Genomic DNA, 19,008 nt, shown 5'->3' on the forward strand with positions numbered 1-19,008 from the left:
ATTTACAGCCTTGACGGGGCGGTAAAATACAAATTATCACCGATTTGTGACTAACTTGTTTGCACAATCTGTGGATAAAAACGACATTGCTCGATCTTTCATCAGTCGACGATCCTCATGTGTGATGATCATCACATTATGAACTTCGCGTGTCATTTTTTTGGTGTTATCATTATGAAAAATAACAATTTTAATTAGTGATTGGATTGCTGCTGATTTTACTTGTCCCAAGTTGTCCCGATGTAATTCGATAGTTCTTCACAGTTATATCCACAGAAAAAGTGAATAAAGCCGCCGGTTTTTACCATCCCCTGTTTATAACCCAGCTATCTTTTGTGAGTTATTCAAATGTTATTCCACGTAAACGCCGCCGAGAGAGTGGTTTACCGCCTGACACTTGTATGAAACAATCGATGCAATCTAAGTTTGTTTTGAGGTAGTCCGGTGATCGATGATGATGGCTACCGCCCCAACGTTGGGATCGTAATATGTAATCGGCAGGGACAGGTGATGTGGGCACGGCGTTTTGGCCAACATTCCTGGCAATTTCCTCAGGGGGGCATTAATCCTGGCGAGTCCGCTGAACAGGCAATGTACCGGGAGCTTTTCGAAGAAGTCGGTCTGCAGAGAAAAGATGTTCGCATTCTTGCCTCGACCCGAAACTGGTTGCGTTACAAATTACCTAAACGTTTGGTGCGTTGGGACACAAAGCCGGTTTGTATCGGCCAAAAACAAAAATGGTTTCTTTTGCAGTTGCTGAGCAGCGACGGCGAGATCAATATGCAAACCAGCAGCACGCCGGAATTTGATGGCTGGCGCTGGGTCAGTTATTGGTATCCGGTTCGTCAGGTTGTTTCATTCAAGCGCGATGTTTATCGCCGGGTAATGAAAGAGTTTGCCAGCGTGGTTATGCCGCTGCAGGAAGTTACGCCACCACGTAATAACTCGCCGGCCTGGCGACGTAAAAGAGGTTAAGTCACGCGAAAAATGCTCACCCGTCTGCGAGAAATAGTCGAAAAGGTCGCCAGTGCCCCGCGCCTCAATGAGGCGCTGGATATCCTGGTTACCGACATCTGCCTTGCGATGGATACCGAGGTTTGCTCGGTTTATCTCGCCGATCATGAGCGCCGCTGTTTTTACTTAATGGCGACGCGTGGTTTAAAAAAACCGCGTGGCCGTACCGTTACGCTTGCCTTTGACGAAGGTATTGTCGGCCTGGTTGGTCGGCTCGCAGAGCCGATTAACCTTGCCGATGCGCAAAAACACCCCAGCTTTAAATATGTACCTGCCGTAAAAGAGGAGCGTTTTCGTGCGTTTCTTGGGGTACCGATTATCCAGCGCCGTCAGCTTTTGGGGGTGCTGGTTGTCCAGCAGCGTGAACACCGGCAATACGATGAGAGCGAAGAGTCTTTCCTCGTTACGCTGGCCACGCAGATGGCCGGGATTTTATCCCAGTCACAGCTGGCTGCGCTGTTCGGGCAATATCGACAGACCCGTATTCGCGCACTGCCCGCTTCGCCTGGCGTGGCCATTGCTGAAGGCTGGATGGACACCACCGTCCCGCTGATGGAGCAGGTCTTTGAGGCATCCACTCTGGATACCGCGCTGGAGCGTGAGCGTCTTACCGCCGCGCTAGAAGAGGCTTCCGGGGAGTTTCGCCGCTACAGCAAACGCTTTGCCGCCGGGGCTCAGAAAGAGACCGCGGCTATCTTCGATCTTTACTCTCACCTGTTAACCGATGCGCGCCTTCGCCGTGAGCTTTTTGCCGAGGTGGACAAAGGCTCGGTAGCCGAATGGGCGGTAAAAACGGTTGTGGAAAAGTTTGCCGAACAGTTTGCCAGCCTTTCTGACAGCTACCTGAAAGAGCGGGCGGGAGACCTCAAAACCCTGGGGCAGCGCCTGCTATTTCACCTCGACGACACTATCCAGAGCCCGAATACCTGGCCCGAGCGCTTTGTTCTGGTTGCCGATGAGCTTTCTGCCACCACCCTTGCCGAGCTGCCGCAGAAGCGCCTTGCGGGCGTAGTCGTGCGCGACGGTGCGGCAAACTCTCATGCTGCCATCATGGTGCGTGCGCTCGGCATCCCAACCGTTATGGGGGCGGATATTCAGCCTTCGGTGCTGCATCACCGTATGCTGGTGGTGGATGGTTATCGCGGTGAATTGCTGGTTGATCCTGAGCCGGTCCTGCTGCAGGAATACCAGCGCCTGGTTAGCGAAGAGAATGAACTCAGCCGCCTTGCAGAAGACGACGTTGAGCAGCCCGCCGCGCTAAAAAGCGGGGAGCGGGTTCAGGTCATGCTGAATGCAGGGCTTAGCCCGGAACATGAAGAGCAGCTAGGAAGTCGTATCGACGGCATCGGGCTGTACCGCACCGAAATCCCTTTTATGCTGCAAAGCGGCTTCCCATCTGAAGAAGAGCAGGTCGCACAGTATCAGGGGATGCTGCAGATGTTTAACGACAAGCCTGTTACGCTACGCACGCTGGACGTTGGGGCCGATAAACAGCTCCCGTATATGCCTATCAGTGAAGAGAACCCTTGCCTTGGCTGGCGGGGCATTCGTATCACGCTCGACCAGCCGGAGATCTTCCTGATCCAGGTACGTGCGATGCTGCGGGCAAACGCGGCTACCGGCAATCTCAGCATTCTGCTGCCGATGATCACCAGTATTGATGAAATCGACGATGCCCGTAGATTGATCGATCGAGCCGGGCGAGAAGTGGAAGAGGAGTTAGGTTATCAACTGCCTAAGTTAAGGCTTGGGGTTATGGTTGAGGTGCCTTCAATGGTCTTTATGCTGGGTCACCTCGCAGAGCGCATTGATTTTATCTCGGTAGGCACTAACGATCTCACTCAATATTTGCTGGCGGTGGACCGCAATAACACCCGGGTAGCCAGCCTTTACGACAGCCTGCATCCGGCAATGTTACGCACGCTGAATCTGATAGCCCGCGAGGCGGAACGCTACGGCATCGACCTGTGTCTGTGCGGAGAGATGGCGGGTGATCCTATGTGTGTGGCGATTCTGGTGGGCATGGGCTACCGTCATCTATCGATGAACGGCCGCTCTGTCGCGCGTATTAAATACCTGCTGCGCCATATCAATCTTGAGGAGGCCGAGGTACTCGCCCAGCGCAGCCTCGAGGCGCAAATGGCGACGGAAGTTCGCCACCAGATCGCGGCCTTTATGGAGCGGAGAGGAATGGGCGGCCTGATTCGCGGCGGCCGTTAAGTTACTCAGTATGTCCCGGTGCCATCGGGACATTATCCTCACCTGACAACAAGGGATAAAACGTGGTTTTTCCCTTGTTGTGATTTATCAGCCGAAAACCCTGAAAGGGTTTTCCCTGTTCGTTTTCTTTGATGCCTTGTGTAGTTTTAATTTCCCACGTACGTCGTGCATTGCCTTAGGTGTCCCGGCATCATCGGGACATTACATATCTTTTACAACTTCCATAATCAATCACTCAGGCCGTTTGTGCTATGATCCGCTGCTTTCGGAGCGCATCGATAGCGGTGCGTACTTGCAACCCGCCTTTGATTTTTTGGCGGGGTAACAATAGCTTGTGGTGACAGATGAATAGTGGCTATCTGCGTTTCCCTGAATTTGACCCGGTGATTTTCTCCATCGGGCCGGTTTCCCTGCACTGGTACGGGCTCATGTACCTGGTTGGGTTCGTGTTTGCCATGTGGCTTGCCGGACGTCGTGCCAGCCGTCCAGGCAGCGGTTGGACGAAAAATGAAGTAGAAAATCTGCTGTATGCAGGGTTCCTCGGGGTGTTCCTGGGCGGCCGTCTGGGCTATGTCTTCTTCTACAACCTGCCGGTCTTCCTTGCCGATCCCCTGTACCTGTTCAAGGTCTGGGACGGCGGTATGTCCTTCCACGGCGGGCTTATCGGTGTTATCTGCGTCATGATTTGGTTCGCACGCCGCACCAAACGTACCTTCTTCCAGGTCTCCGACTTTATTGCTCCGCTTATCCCGTTTGGTCTTGGCGCGGGTCGCCTCGGCAACTTTATCAACGGTGAGCTGTGGGGCCGCGTCGACCCTAACTTCCGCTTCGCCATGCTGTTCCCTGGCTCGCGCAGTGAAGACGTTGGTCTGCTGGCAACGCATCCGGAATGGCAGTCGCTGTTCAATACTTACGGCGTGCTGCCGCGCCATCCGTCGCAGCTTTATGAGCTGGCGCTGGAAGGGGTTGTGCTGTTCATCATTCTGAACCTGTTTATTCGTAAGCCTCGCCCGATGGGCTCGGTATCTGGCCTGTTCCTGATCGGCTATGGCGCGTTCCGCATCATCGTGGAATTTTTCCGCCAGCCGGACGCGCAGTTCACCGGCACCTGGGTGCAGTACATCAGCATGGGGCAGATTCTGTCGATTCCGATGATTGTTGCCGGTATCGCCATGATGGTCTGGGCTTACCGCCGTCCACAGCAGCAACTTTCGTGAGGTGACATGAAACAGTATCTTGATTTGATGAAAAAAGTGCTCGAAGAGGGCACGCCGAAAGCGGACCGTACCGGTACTGGCACGTTGTCTATTTTTGGGCATCAAATGCGCTTCAACCTGCAGGAAGGGTTCCCGCTGGTTACCACCAAAAAATGTCACTTGCGGTCGATTATTCATGAGCTGCTGTGGTTCCTTAACGGGGATACCAACATTGCGTACCTGAAAGAAAATAAGGTCACAATTTGGGACGAGTGGGCGGATGAAAATGGCGACCTTGGCCCGGTTTACGGCAAGCAGTGGCGTTCCTGGGCAGCACCTGACGGGCGCTATATTGACCAGCTGACCACCGTGTTGAACCAGCTGAAAAATGACCCGGACTCCCGACGCATCATCGTTTCTGCATGGAACGTAGGCGAGCTGGATAAAATGGCGCTGGCGCCTTGCCACGCGTTCTTCCAGTTCTACGTGGCCGACGGCAAGCTCTCCTGCCAGCTTTATCAGCGCTCCTGCGATATCTTCCTTGGGCTGCCGTTCAACATCGCCAGCTATGCGCTGCTGGTGCATATGATGGCGCAGCAGTGCGACCTGGAAGTCGGTGACTTCGTCTGGACCGGGGGCGATACGCACCTGTACAGCAATCACTTAGAACAGACTCGCCTGCAGCTGACCCGCGAGCCACGCGCTTTGCCTAAGCTTGTCATTAAGCGCAAGCCTGAGTCGCTGTTCGACTACCGCTTCGAAGACTTCGACATTGAAGGCTACGATCCGCATCCGGCGATCAAAGCGCCTGTTGCCGTGTAACAGCTTACAGCGTGACAGAACCGGTGCCTTTGTGCGCCGGTTTTTTTATCCTGATTTCTCTTCTTCGGCGTTGGTTCCAGCGGCCGTGAAAAATGCTGCAACTCTTCAATTATGCTCCGGCATTTGCCCCATCCCTGCGTTTTCCCTCTGGCAGATTTAAACGCCGCTGCCACACTCGCGTTCATGAAGACAAATCAACGAGGTTTTAGCGTCATTGAGGTTATGGTCGTGATGGCTATTGTTGCCGCACTCAGCGCCTCTGGCCTTCAGGGCTGGCATCGCTGGCAGCAAAGAGCGCAGCTGTGGCAAACCGCCCAGCAGCTAAATCACTTTCTTTTACGGCTGCGCAACGACGCGAACTGGCATAACCGAACCCATCTTTTAACGCTGAATAAGAGGGGGGAAAGTTGGTGCCTGGCAAGCCGTTCCGCTGAAGGAGGCTGTTTGGCAAACCGCCGCCTGGTATTTATGCCTGAATTTGAAGGTATCTCAGTGGAGGAGATGACCAGCGGCTTAGGCTTTTATGGCGTGCACAATACCGCATGGCCCGGCCATATTATTCTCAGAAGTCAGGCTGGACGATGGAAGGTGACGCTATCGGTTTGGGGGCGTACGCGCCTGTGCGAGCTGTCCGGAGAGAAGCCATGCTGAATCCTCAAAGCGGGTTTACGTTACTGGAAACGCTTATCGCTATGGCATTGAGCAGCGCTGTGCTGTTAGGCACTTCGCGCCTGTTTCCTGCCTTGCAGAGGGACATTATGCGTGAACACACTTTTGTCGCACAGCAGGAGGCAATGTGGCAGATGGCATTTGGTATTGGAAAGAATCTGCAGCGTGCTGGTTATTGCCGGGGCCAGTGCCGGGGAGAGGGCATAAAGCTAATGAACCAGGGAAGCTGCGTCCTGGTGCAGTGGGATGCTAACGGTAATGGCCGCTGGGATGCCCCTGCAGGCAGCCAAAGTGAACAGATTGGCTATCGTTTACGTGACGGTGGCCTGGAAACCCAAAAAGGCGTGGAAAACTGTGAAGGCAATGGCTGGGAAAAAATGTCTGACCCGGCGCGATTGGTGGTGCAGCATTTTTCTGTTACGCGCCAAAATCGTAAAACAGCCCGGCCTTTATTTATCATCAGACTGGCGTCCCGTTTGACTCAGGGCGGCCGCCCCGTCGAAGTAAGCTACGCTGTCAGTGGGGAAAACCTATGAACTGTGAGCATGAGAAAGGCGGTACCTCTCTACTGATGGTATTGATGTTACTGGCGGTGGGGTCCCTGATGTTGCGAGGGCTTTCGCAGCAGCTCAGCGTTCAGGGCTTCGAGGTTGCCGCTGAAATTCAGTTTATTAAAAATCAAGCTGCCGCCCGGTCTGCACTGGCGTGGGGAGAAAGACAACGCTGGCAGTCGCAGGAAGAGTGGCAGTGCCTCAATGAGCAACAGCATGCCTGGCATGCATGCCTCCATCAAACAGAAAAAGGTGAGGCGCTGCTTGCCGCATCTGGTTCTGTTGCGGGGGATGCGTTGCCCATTACGCTTTGGCGCTGGGGCGTTATGCAGGGAGGAAAGCTAGTGGCGTCGGCGCACGGTTGGCTGGACTTTTGCCCGTTGCTGGATGATGCCTTATGCCATCTTCCTCGTTAATGCTCCGTCAGGGCGGGTTTAGCCTTCCAGAGGTGCTATGTGCACTGGCGCTTTTTGCAATCGTTATTACTGCGCTACTGGGTTACCACCGCGAATTGCAGCAGGGTTTTATAAGCCAATGGCAGCTCAGGCAGCTCTGGCGTGTGGCCCGTGAACAAACTGAACCGGATGTGCCAGCGCCATCAGAATTATGGAATGTGCGTCAACAGCAGACATCTTCCCTGGGATGTGTCAGCATCGACGTTACTGTAACAAGCCCAGAGGGCCGAACCGCACAGCTTTTGAGGCTGGATTGTCCGCGGCCAGAACAACGTCAGGAGTAGCGATTTCATGTTGCGTGTCTACCATTCCAACCGCCTCGATGTGCTGGAAGCCATCATGGAGTTCATTGTGGAACGTCAGCCCCTGCCGGATCCTTTTGAGCCGGAGGTGGTGCTGGTACAAAGCACCGGGATGGCGCAATGGCTGCAAATGACGCTGGCGCAGAAGTTTGGCATCGCGGCAAATATTGAATTCCCTCTGCCCGCCAGCTTTATCTGGGACATGTTTGTCCGTGTGCTGCCGGGTATTCCAAAAGAAAGTGCCTTCAATAAGCAGAGCATGAGCTGGAAGCTGATGACGCTTATCCCGAACATGCTCGAGAAGCCGGAATTTACGCTGCTTAACCATTATCTGCAGGAGGACGACAGCAGCCGTAAGCTGTTCCAGTTGTCTTCCCGTATTGCCGACCTCTATGACCAGTACCTTGTTTACCGCCCTGGCTGGCTCAGCCGTTGGGAAAAAGGCGAGCTTGTGGACGGGGCGGGAGAGTCTCAGCTCTGGCAGGCTCCGCTGTGGGCAGAGCTTGTGCGCTATACGGCTCAGCTGGGGCAGCCTGAATGGCACCGTGCCAATCTTTACCAGCGCTTCATTACCGCCCTTGAGAAGAGTGATGTTTGTCCTCCGGGACTTCCGCCTCGCGTCTTTATTTGCGGTATTTCCGCGCTGCCGCCGGTTTACCTGCAGGCGCTTCAGGCGTTGGGCAAACATATTGACGTTCATGTGCTGTTTACTAACCCATGCCGCTACTACTGGGGCGATATTAAAGATCCTGCATTTCTTGCTCGTCTCGTTAGCCGCCGCCGCCGCTTACACCAGGCTGACCGGGAGCTGGCGCTGTTTAAAGACAATGACAGCGCTTCCTTGCTGTTTAACGAACGGGGTGAACAGGACGTGGGGAATGCCCTACTGGCTTCCTGGGGGAAATTGGGGCGTGACTACTCGTTCCTGCTTTCCGAGCTGGAACGTTTTGAAGAAGTTGATGTTTTTGTCGATCTGGATCCTGACAATCTCCTGCATGGGCTGCAGCATGATCTGCTGGAGTTGAAAGACTCGCAGGTTCTGGGGCTGACGGCGGAAGAGTATGAGCAAAGCGACCATAAACGACAGTTAGATCCTAAAGATCGTTCGCTGACGTTCCATGAATGCCACAGTCCGCAACGGGAAGTGGAAGTATTGCATGACCAGCTGCTGGCGATGCTGGAAGCCGACCCTGAACTGACGCCACGCGACATCATCGTGATGGTGGCTGACATCGATAGCTACAGCCCGTTTATTCAGGCCGTGTTTGGCAACGCTCGCGATGAACGCTGGCTGCCGTTTGCCATTTCTGACCGCCGTGCTCGGCAGGCGCATCCTGCACTTCAGGCGTTTATTTTGCTTCTGGGGTTACCGGAAAGCCGCTTTGCGGCAGAAGATGTGCTGGCACTGCTGGAAGTGCCCGCGCTGGCCGCGCGCTTTGCTATCGACGAGGAAGGGCTACGCTATCTGCGTAAATGGGTCAATGAGTCCGGCATACGCTGGGGCATTGATGACGACAACGTTCGTGAGCTGGCGCTTCCGGCTACCGGGCAGCACACCTGGCGGTTTGGCCTGACCCGCATGCTGCTTGGCTATGCGATGGAAAGCCAGGCCGGGGTCTGGGATTCCGTACTGCCCTACGATGAGTCCAGTGGCCTGATTGCCGAGCTGGTGGGGCAGCTTGCGGAGCTGCTGATGCAGCTTAACCGCTGGCGCCAGCTATTAACCCAAGATCGCCCTTTAGATGAATGGTTGCCGCTCTGCAGGGAAATGCTGAACAGCTTCTTCCTGCCTGATAGTGAAACAGAAGCGGCGCTGGCGCTGATTGAGCAGCAGTGGCAGGAGATGATAGAGAAAGGGACCGAGGCTGCCTACCAGCAGCCTGTGCCACTCACCTTGCTGCGCGATGAGCTGGCTCAGCGTCTTGATCAGGAGCGTATCAGCCAGCGGTTCCTCGCCGGGCCGGTGAATTTCTGCACGCTGATGCCGATGCGCGCCATTCCATTTAAGGTCGTTTGCCTGCTAGGCATGAATGACGGCGTCTACCCGCGCACGCTTGCGCCACTGGGTTTTGACCTGATGAGCCAGCACCCGCAGCGCGGTGACCGTAGCCGTCGTGATGATGACCGCTACCTGTTCCTGGAAGCGCTCATTTCGGCGCAGCAGCGGCTTTACATTAGCTACATCGGTCGCTCTATTCAGGATAACAGCAGGCGCTATCCATCGGTATTGGTGGAGGAGCTGCTGGACTATGTTGCCCGCAGTCATTACCTCCCCGGTGATGCCGAATGCAATGCCGATGACAGCAGCGAGCAGGTGAGAAAGCACCTGGTGACGCTTCATGCCCGCACGCCTTTCGACAGCAGTAACTACCTGGCCGAAGGCGAGCAGCAGAGCTTCGCCGAGGAATGGCTGCCAGCGGCCAGCGGCAACGGGCAGGCTCATGCTCACTTTATTCAACCTCTGACTGCTGAGCCCTGCGACGAAATATCCCTTGAGCAGCTACAGCGCTTTTGGCGGCACCCGGTGCGGGCATTTTTCCAAATGCGTCTGGGGATTAATTTCCGCCTTGAAGATACGGAATTACCGGATGAAGAGCCCTTTACCCTCGACGTGCTCGATCGTTTTCAGCTAAACCAGCACCTGCTTAATACCCTTGTCCAGCAAGAAGATCCGCACCAGCTGTTTGTGCGTTATAGGGCCGCAGGTGTTCTGCCGTACGGTGCTTTTGGTGAAATCCTTTGGGAAAATCAGCGCAATGAAATGAATTCACTGGCTGAAAAAGTGTTGTCTGAGCGACAAAAAGGGGAGAGTCGTGAAGTTGATCTTCACCTCGACGGAACCAGAGTGACGGGCTGGCTGTCGGACGTACAGGAAGATGGATTATTACGCTGGCGCCCCTCCGTTCTGAATGTCGCCCACGGAATGCAGCTCTGGATTGAGCATCTCGTCTACTGTGCCTGCGGTTACGCTGGCGAAAGCCGGATGTACGGACGCAAAGATTCACTGTGGCGTTTCCCGCACATGGAGAGGGAGCAGGCCAATAAATATCTGACGCAACTGCTTGAGGGGTATAAAGAAGGTTTGTGCCAGCCGCTGCTCTTATTACACAACAGCGGTGGTGCATGGATAAAAACCTGTTACGACCCGCTAAATAATGCCATTTTATGGGATGAGGAGACGCAGCAGAAAGCGCGCAATAAGCTGCTGGCTGCCTGGGAAGGAAACCATATGGTCGAAGGTGAAGGCGCTGATATTTGGCTGCAACGTTTGTACCGTACGCTTGATGCGGAGTACTACGACGCCATTATCAGAGAAGCCGAGCGTTACCTTCTGCCGCTGTTCCGTTTCAACCAATCCTGAACAAGGATTGTATAAAAATTGCACAGCCCGGCGAGTTCATTTATGATGCGCTTCTTGCTCAGGGCTGGCGAAATACAACAACGGCGTTCTACGGATTGCTTCAAAAAGTTGTTAATGATGAGTGAGTTAGTGAAGACGAGGTTTGTTAATGCCTAAATGCAGCACCTGGTTTACCGCGCTTTTCTTGTTCGTTGCTCTTTGGGCACCCTTCAGTCAGGCAGATAACGGATGGCAACCTGTTCAGGACACCATTCGTAAAAGTGAAAAAGATCCTCGTCAGTATCAGGCTATTCGTTTGGATAACGGTATGACCGTGCTGCTGGTTTCCGATCCGCAGGCGGTGAAGTCGCTCTCTGCGCTGGTGGTGCCTGTCGGATCGCTCGAAGACCCTGACGCGCACCTCGGACTCGCGCATTTCCTCGAACATATGACCCTGATGGGCTCCAAAAAATACCCCGATCCGGATAGCCTGTCCGAATTCCTCAAAAAACACGGCGGCAGCCACAACGCCAGTACCGCCACCTACCGCACCGCGTTTTACCTGGAAGTGGAAAACGACGCGCTCGATGGTGCTGTAGACCGCCTGGCTGACGCCATTGCTGAACCTAATCTTGCGGCGCAATACGCCGAGCGTGAGCGTAATGCGGTGAACGCCGAGCTGACCATGGCACGTGCGCGTGACGGTATGCGCATGGCGCAGGTCAGCGCTGAAACTATCAACCCCGCTCATCCTGGCTCGCGTTTTTCCGGCGGCAACCTTGAAACCCTACGCGACAAACCCGGCAGCAAACTGCTGGATGCACTGGTGGCATTCAGGGATAAATACTATTCTGCGAACCTGATGAAAGCGGTTATCTACAGCAATAAACCGCTACCGGAACTGGCGAAAATAGCTGCCGAAACCTACGGTCGTGTGCCCAATAAAAATATCGAAAAGCCGGTGATAGACGTGCCGGTGGTGACCGACGCGCAAAAAGGGATATTTATCCACTATGTGCCGGCCATGCCGCGTAAGGCGGTACGCATTGAATTTCGTATCGACAACAACAGCGATAAATTCCGTAGCAAAACCGACGAACTTATTGGTTATCTGATCGGTAACCGCAGCCACGATACGCTGTCAGACTGGCTGCAAAAGCAGGGGCTGGCCGAGAGCGTACGGGCCGATTCTGACCCGATGGTTACCGGCAATAGCGGGGTCTTTGCCATCTCTGTCTCCCTGACGGATAAAGGGCTGGCCAACCGTGACCAGGTGGTCGCCGCGGTATTTAGCTATCTAAATCAGCTGCGTTCTAAGGGAATCGACAAGCGTTATTTTGATGAGCTGGCCCACGTGCTGGATCTCGATTTCCGCTACCCGTCCATCACCCGCGATATGGATTATATCGAATGGCTGGCGGATACCATGCTGCGTGTGCCAGTCGCCCATACGCTGGATGCTGCTAACATAGCCGACCAGTACGATCCTGAGGCGATTAAAGCGCGTCTGGACATGATGACGCCACAAAACGCCCGCGTGTGGTTTATCAGCCCGCAGGAGCCGCATAATAAAACTGCCTATTTTGTGGATGCGCCTTATGAAGTCAACAAAATTCCTGCGCAGACCTTCGCCGACTGGCAGCAGAAAGCGGATGCCATCAAGCTTGAGCTGCCCCGGCTGAACCCTTACATTCCGGATGACTTTACGCTTTATAAGCCGGAGAAGCAGTACGAACATCCTGAGCTGCTGATACACGAGCCGGATCTGCGCGTGGTGTATATGCCGAGCCGCTATTTTGGCAACGAGCCGAAAGCGGATGTTACGCTGGTGCTGCGTAATCCTCAGGTGATGAACAGCGCGAAAAATCAGGTGCTGTTTGCCATCAACGACTATCTGGCGGGCATCGCGCTTGACGAATTAAGCAATCAGGCGTCCGTTGGCGGGATTGGTTTTTCTTCTAACGCCAATAGCGGGCTGATGATCAACGCCAACGGCTATACTCAGCGCCTGCCGCAGCTTTTTGAGGCGCTGCTGAAGGGGTATTTTAGCTACACCCCAACTCAGGAGCAGCTGGATCAGGCCAAATCCTGGTATGCACAGATGATGGACTCGGCGGAAAAAGGCAAAGCCTTTGAGCTGGCTATCTCACCGGTGCAGATGCTCTCTCAGGTCCCTTATTTTGAGCGCAGTACCCGGCGAGCGTTACTGCCTGAACTGACGCTGAAAGACGTGCTTGATTACCGTGAGCGCTTGAAAAGCAACGCGCGTCCTGAGTTTATGGTCATTGGCAATATGTCTCCGGAGCAGACGAAACGGCTCGCGGAAAACGTGAAAACTCAGCTGGCGCCAAAGGGCAATGAGTGGTGCCGTAATGACGATGTGCTGGTTGATAAACTGCATTTGGCAATGTTTGAAAAGGCCGGAAGCAGCACGGATTCAGCGCTGGCGGCGGTCTATGTGCCAAAAGGCTATGACGAGGCTACCAGTACCGCTTATGGTTCTGTGTTAGGGCAGATTATTCAGCCGTGGTTCTATAATCAGCTGAGAACGCAGGAGCAGCTTGGCTATGCGGTATTTGCTTTCCCAATGTCGATTGGCCGCCAGTGGGGCGTGGGCTTCCTGCTGCAAAGCAGCGATAAGCAGCCTGCTTACCTGTATAAACGGTTTAAGGCGTTTTACCCGGTTATCGAGAAAAAGCTGCGCGGTATGAGCGGTGCCGAGTTTGCCCAAATCCAGCAGGGGATGATTGCCCAGATGCAGCAGGCTCCACAAACCCTTGCGGAAGAGGCGGCGCAGTTAAGCAAAGATTTCGATCGCCGAAACATGGCGTTTGATTCCCGTGATAAAGTGATAGCCGAAATTAAGAAATTAACGCCGCAGAAGCTGGCTGATTTCTTCCATCAGGCAGTGATAGCTCCCCAGGGGATGGCGGTGCTGTCACAGATTTCCGGTAGCCATAACGGCAAAGCAGGCTATGCGGCACCAAAAGGGTGGAAAACCTGGGAGGGGGCCAGCAGTCTGCAACAGACGTTACCACGAGTAAGCGAGAAATAATGACCGATGTAGCCGCGCAGCCCCTTGATCCTTTAAGTTTACCGCTGTTCGGTGAACGGTTGATAGAAGCCTCCGCGGGCACCGGTAAGACGTTTACCATCGCTGCGCTTTACCTGCGGCTGCTGCTGGGGCTGGGGGAGGAGAATGCCTTTCCTCGCCCGCTCGGCGTAGAAGAGCTGCTGGTGGTGACTTTTACCGAAGCGGCCACGGAAGAACTGCGTGGCCGTATTCGGGCAAATATCCACGAACTACGCATCGCCTGCATTCGCAATCGTACTCAAAATCCCCTGCTACACAATCTGCTTGCCCGAATAGAGAACAAGCAGCTCGCTGCGCGCACCTTGCTGTTAGCTGAACAGCAAATGGATGAGGCGGCAATCTTCACTATTCACGGTTTTTGCCAGCGGATGCTCAGTCTCAATGCTTTTGAGTCCGGAATGTTGTTTGAACAGCAACTTATCGAAGATGAGTCCGTGCTGCGCCGCCACGCCTGTGCTGACTTCTGGCGTCGTCACTGCTATCCGTTGCCTAAACCTGTCGCGCAGGCGATGAGTGAAGAATGGTCCGGTCCGGAGGCGCTTCTGCGGGATATCAATAGCTGGCTTCAGGGCGAGCAACCGCAGCTGAAACAGCCCCCGGCGGATGACGAAACGCTGCTGGCCCGACATGAAAAGATTATCGCCGCCATCGACGACGTCAAATCTCAGTGGCGGGCGGCGGCGGATGAACTGGCGAGCCTGATTAACGATTCTGGCGTAGATAAACGCAGCTACAGCAGCAAACATTTACCGAACTGGCTGGAGATTGTCGGCCAGTGGGCGCAGCTGGACACGACCAGCTATCAGCTCCCGGACGCGCTGGCTAAGTTTGCACAAAGCACGCTTGAAGAGAAAACCAAAAAAGGCGAAGTACCGCGGCACAGCCTGTTCAGCGCGATAGATGCCTTGCTGGCGGAACCGCTGACGCTCCGCGACCTGGTGATAGCCAGGGCTATGGCGGAAATTCGCTACATTGTACAGCAGGAGAAGCGTCGCCGCGGTGAACTGGGTTTTGACGATATGCTGAGCCGGCTCGATGAATCTTTGCATCAGCCCGGTGGCGATGCCTTAGCTGCGGCTATTCGTGGGCGCTTTCCGGTGGCGATGATCGATGAATTCCAGGATACCGATCCCCAGCAGTACCGCATCTTCCGCCGTCTGTATATCCAGCAGCAAGACACCGCGCTGCTGCTGATTGGTGACCCGAAGCAGGCTATTTATGCTTTCCGCGGCGCTGATATTTTTACCTACATGAAAGCACGTCATGAGGTGAGCGCCCACTACACGTTGGACACTAACTGGCGCTCGGCGCCTGCGATGATCCACGGCGTAAACACGCTGTTCCAGCAGGTCGAAAACCCTTTCTTATTCCGCCAGATCCCCTTCCTGCCGGTGAAGTCAGCCCCGCGCAATAGTGGCCTGCGGTTTACCGTCGGCGGCGAACGCCAGGCGGCGGTGAAAATGTGGCTTCAGCCTGGCGATGGCACAGGTGTAAGTGATTACCAACAAGCTATGGCGACGCAGTGTGCCCGGCAAATTCGTGACTGGCTAACCGCCGGTCAGCACGGCGAAGCGCTGCTTTGGGAAGGGGATGTATCTCGCCCGCTCAGGGCATCGGATATGACGATTCTGGTGCGCAGCCGGGGCGAAGCGGCCATCGTGCGTGATGCCCTCGGCGCGTTAAACATTCCTTCGGTGTATCTCTCTAATCGTGACTCCGTATTTGCCACCCCTGAAGCACGTGAGCTGCTGTGGGTTCTGCAGGCGGTGCTGGCCCCGGAAATAGAAACGGCGATGCGCAGCGCCATTGCTACCAGCATGCTTGGCCTTGATGCACTGACTATCGAGTCGTTGAACAAAGATGAGCTGGCCTGGGATAGCCTGGTTGAAGAGTTTTTTGATTACCGTGAGCTGTGGCTCAAGCGCGGCGTGATGCCGATGCTGAGAGCATTGATCCGAGCGAGAAATATTGCCGAAAACCTGCTGGCAACGCCGGGAGGAGAGCGCCGACTGACGGATATCCTGCATATCAGCGAGCTTCTGCAGGAAGCGTCTGTGGAAATGGAGAGCGAGCACGCGCTGGTGCGCTGGCTGGCGCAGCGCATTGCCGAGCCGGACAGTAACGCGTCAAGCCAACAGCTGCGGCTGGAAAGCGATAAGCATCTGGTGCAGGTGGTGACTATTCACAAATCCAAAGGGCTGGAGTACCCGCTGGTCTGGCTGCCGTTCGTGGCCAACTATCGCCCACAGAGCAGCGGCCTGTATCACGATCGCACAACGTTTACCTCACTTCTGGATTTAAGCAACGATGCAGAAAGCCTGGGGTTGGCCGAAGAAGAACGTCTGGCGGAAGACTTACGTCTGCTTTATGTAGCATTGACCCGCTCCGTCTGGCACTGCAGCCTGGGCGTGGCGCCGCTGTTCCGTGGTTCCCGGGCAAAAAAAGGCAACAGCGACCTGCACCTCAGTGCGCTGGGCTATTTGCTGCAGAAAGGGGAAGCGCTTGATGCTGAAGGGCTGCGCCAGGCGCTGGATTCTCTCAAAAGCGAAGCCATTGACGTTGAAACCCTACCGCCCGGTGATGACTCTCCGTGGCAGCCGGTCTCCAGCGTGTTGCCAGAGCTTGCCGCCCGCCAGCTCAAGCGTCGAATCTCGGATAACTGGCGCGTGACCAGTTATTCTGGTCTGCAGCAGCACGGCAGCAGCCGGGTACTGGATTTAGTGCCGCGCCTTGACGTCGACGCGGTAGGGGAAGCCCCGGAGCAAAGTGAGCCGTTACTTACGCCGCATACTTTCCCACGTGGCGCTTCGCCAGGCACTTTCTTGCACAGCCTTTTCGAAGAGGTTGATTTTACTCAGCCGGTAGATAGCGAGAAAACGGAACAACACCTGCTTGCCAACGGGTTTAGCGTCGAATGGGGGCCGGTGGTGAGCCGCTGGCTGGAGGAGGTGCTTGCCGCACCGCTCAATGCCGCCGGGGTTGCCCTGAATCGACTTTCTTCTAAGGAAAAACAGGTAGAGCTGGCGTTCTACTTACCTATCGAGCATGAGCTACAGGCTCCGGCGCTGGACGCGTTGATTCGCCGTTACGATCCGCTTTCTGCCGGTTGCCCCCCTCTGGATTTCCGTCAGGTGAAGGGGATGCTTAAAGGGTTTATCGATCTGGTCTTCCGCTGGCAGGGACGCTACTACCTGCTGGACTATAAATCTAACTGGCTGGGAGAGGACAGCAGCGCCTACACCCAGCAAGCCATGGCTCAGGCAATGCAGTCTCATCGCTACGACTTGCAGTACCAGCTTTATACGCTGGCGCTGCATCGCTACCTGCGCCATCGCATGGCAGGTTATGACTACCAGCAGCACTTTGGCGGGGTGATTTATCTGTTCCTGCGCGGCGTGGAGCAGGGGAAACCTGAGCAGGGTATTTTTTCCACCCGGCCAGATATAGCACTGATTGACGCGATGGACGCGCTCTTTGCCGGGGAAACAGAGGAGTTGGACCTGTGAGCATGTCGCAGCTACTTAATCAGGCGGTCACGCTAAAAGCCCTCAGGCCGCTGGATTCGCAATTTGCGATGATGGTTGCGAACGATGAACAGCCCGCCGTTATGCTGGCGGCTGCATTGCTAAGTCACGAATCGGGCGAAGAGCATGTGTGCCTGCCGCTTGAACGCATAAAACCTGAATATGTGTTCGCGGGCAAACACCCTGAGCTGGTGGCTCAACTTTTTGCTGAAGCTGCGCCAGAGGCTGGCTGGAAAAGTGCATTACTGGCCGCGCATTCGGTGAGCACGGCCGATGAACCCACGCCACTCAAGCTTATCGACAACCGGCTTTATCTCAACCGCATGTGGAGCAATGAGCAGCGGGTAGCCGCATTTTTTGGCGAACATAATCAACCGATAGCGCTCGATGAGGCGCAGCTTCGTCGCAGTCTCGACGAGTTGTTTGGCCTTAGCCAGCAGACGGACTGGCAGAAGGTGGCCGCGGCGGTCGCGCTGACGCGCCGTATCTCGGTTATCTCAGGCGGGCCGGGCACCGGAAAAACCACGACGGTGGCAAAACTGCTGGCCGCGCTGGTGCAGCTTTCTGACGGTCAGCCCCTGCGTATTCAGCTTGCTGCCCCAACGGGCAAGGCGGCTGCGCGCTTAACGGAATCGTTGGGGAGCGCGCTGCGTCAGCTGCCGCTAAGCGACGAGCAGAAAAAGCGCCTGCCGGAAGAGGCGTCAACGTTGCACCGTCTGTTGGGGGCGCAGCCAAACAGCCAGCGCCTGCGCCACCATTCTTGTAACCCTCTGCACCTTGATGTGCTGGTGGTGGATGAAGCTTCAATGGTGGATTTACCGATGATGTCCCGGCTTATTGATGCTTTGCCAGAGCAGGCGAGGGTTATCTTCCTGGGAGATAGAGATCAGCTGGCGTCTGTGGAAGCAGGGGCGGTGCTGGGCGATATCTGCCATTACGTGAATGACGGTTATTCGGCGCAGCGTGCGGAACAACTGCAGCGGCTCACGGGCTGTACGGTTCCCGTAAGTGAGAGTAACCGGGCAAGCGCGCTGCGTGACGGGCTTTGCCTGCTGCGTAAGAGCTACCGATTCGACAGCCAGTCGGGTATCGGCCAGCTGGCGTTTGCCGTGAATGCCAGTGACAGCAGGCAGGTGAAGGCCGCTTTTGGACAGGGTTTCACGGATATCTCGCTGCAGCCGCTGCTTGAGCCTGAGGATTACGCTGAAATGATAGCCGAGGTGGTGAGGGGCTATGGTGCCTATTTGCAGCTGGTGCGTCAGCAGGCCGATCCTGCAACAATCCTCAGCGCTTTCAGCCGTTATCAGCTGCTGTGTGCATTGCGTGAAGGTCCCTTCGGCGTGAGCGGCCTGAACGAGCGTATTGAACAGGCTTTGGTGCTGGCGCGGCTTATCCCGCGGCCATCTCAGGCTCTTTCGCGCTGGTATGATGGTCGTCCGGTGATGATTGCCCGTAATGACAGCTCTCTTGGTTTATTTAACGGTGATATCGGTATTGCGTTGCAGCGTGAAGAGGGGCTCCGTGTCTGGTTCCCGATGCCGGACGGGACGGTGAAATCAGTTCAGCCAAGCCGCCTTCCTGCCCACGATACGGCTTTCGCCATGACGGTGCATAAATCTCAGGGGTCTGAGTTCGACCATGCCGCGCTGGTGCTGCCTAATCAGTTTGTACCGGTGGTGACGCGTGAACTGGTGTACACCGCGATAACGCGCGCCCGTAAGCGGCTGTCGCTGTATGCCGATGAGCGCGTACTACACAAAGCGATAGCCACGCGTACGGAGCGCCGCAGCGGGCTAATGGCGATTTTCGCCGGGGAGTAAA

General features: G+C 55.3%; 12 protein-coding genes. All 12 read left to right on the plus strand.

All coding sequences use genetic code 11. The features are described from left to right. Positions 1–444: 444 nt before the first annotated feature. The 12 genes from rppH to recD all read left to right on the plus strand — a co-directional run bounded on the left by rppH (position 445) and on the right by recD (position 19,007). Complete coding sequence (gene rppH / locus VGM55_RS15275) at positions 445–975, plus strand: RNA pyrophosphohydrolase (RefSeq protein ID WP_008458467.1); 531 nt, start codon at positions 445–447, stop codon at positions 973–975. A 12-nt stretch (positions 976–987) separates the two neighbouring features. Then, the gene (ptsP, locus tag VGM55_RS15280; RefSeq protein WP_154188228.1) at positions 988–3,234 is read left to right on the plus strand and encodes a phosphoenolpyruvate--protein phosphotransferase; all 2,247 of its coding nucleotides are present in this window, start codon (positions 988–990) and stop codon (positions 3,232–3,234) included. Between the two features lie 344 nt (positions 3,235–3,578). Then, positions 3,579–4,451, plus strand: a complete 873-nt coding sequence (gene lgt, locus VGM55_RS15285; protein WP_154188229.1) for a prolipoprotein diacylglyceryl transferase — start codon at positions 3,579–3,581, stop codon at positions 4,449–4,451. A gap of 6 nt (positions 4,452–4,457) precedes the next feature. Then, the gene (gene thyA, locus VGM55_RS15290; protein WP_154188230.1) at positions 4,458–5,252 is read left to right on the plus strand and encodes a thymidylate synthase; all 795 of its coding nucleotides are present in this window, start codon (positions 4,458–4,460) and stop codon (positions 5,250–5,252) included. Positions 5,253–5,435: 183 nt separating this feature from the next. After that, on the plus strand, positions 5,436–5,903 hold the full coding sequence (locus tag VGM55_RS15295) for a prepilin peptidase-dependent protein (RefSeq protein ID WP_154188231.1): 468 nt from the start codon (positions 5,436–5,438) through the stop codon (positions 5,901–5,903). Next, positions 5,897–6,457 (plus strand): prepilin peptidase-dependent protein, encoded by a 561-nt coding sequence (locus tag VGM55_RS15300; RefSeq protein ID WP_154188232.1) that lies wholly within the window; start codon positions 5,897–5,899, stop codon positions 6,455–6,457. The genes VGM55_RS15295 and VGM55_RS15300 overlap by 7 nt, the downstream gene beginning before the upstream one ends. After that, positions 6,454–6,888, plus strand: a complete 435-nt coding sequence (locus tag VGM55_RS15305) for a DUF2509 family protein (protein WP_154188233.1) — start codon at positions 6,454–6,456, stop codon at positions 6,886–6,888. Before VGM55_RS15300 ends, VGM55_RS15305 begins: the two co-directional genes overlap by 4 nt. Next, the gene (locus VGM55_RS15310; RefSeq protein WP_331635986.1) at positions 6,888–7,211 is read left to right on the plus strand and encodes a prepilin-type N-terminal cleavage/methylation domain-containing protein; all 324 of its coding nucleotides are present in this window, start codon (positions 6,888–6,890) and stop codon (positions 7,209–7,211) included. Before VGM55_RS15305 ends, VGM55_RS15310 begins: the two co-directional genes overlap by 1 nt. A gap of 7 nt (positions 7,212–7,218) precedes the next feature. Next, positions 7,219–10,590 carry an exodeoxyribonuclease V subunit gamma gene (gene recC, locus VGM55_RS15315; protein WP_331635938.1) on the plus strand — a complete coding sequence of 1,124 codons (3,372 nt, stop codon included), beginning with the start codon at positions 7,219–7,221 and terminating at the stop codon, positions 10,588–10,590. Between the two features lie 148 nt (positions 10,591–10,738). Then, positions 10,739–13,624, plus strand: coding sequence for a pitrilysin (gene ptrA, locus VGM55_RS15320; protein ID WP_331635939.1), 2,886 nt, complete (start codon positions 10,739–10,741; stop codon positions 13,622–13,624). Continuing rightward, positions 13,624–17,169: an exodeoxyribonuclease V subunit beta gene (gene recB, locus VGM55_RS15325; protein WP_331635940.1), complete on the plus strand. Its 3,546-nt coding sequence runs from the start codon at positions 13,624–13,626 to the stop codon at positions 17,167–17,169. The genes ptrA and recB overlap by 1 nt, the downstream gene beginning before the upstream one ends. Continuing rightward, positions 17,166–19,007, plus strand: a complete 1,842-nt coding sequence (gene recD / locus VGM55_RS15330) for an exodeoxyribonuclease V subunit alpha (RefSeq protein ID WP_331635941.1) — start codon at positions 17,166–17,168, stop codon at positions 19,005–19,007. Before recB ends, recD begins: the two co-directional genes overlap by 4 nt. The last annotated feature ends 1 nt before the right edge of the window (position 19,008 follow it).

The sequence above is a fragment of the Cedecea sp. genome (assembly GCF_036500665.1).
Classification (GTDB): Bacteria; Pseudomonadota; Gammaproteobacteria; order Enterobacterales; family Enterobacteriaceae; genus Cedecea.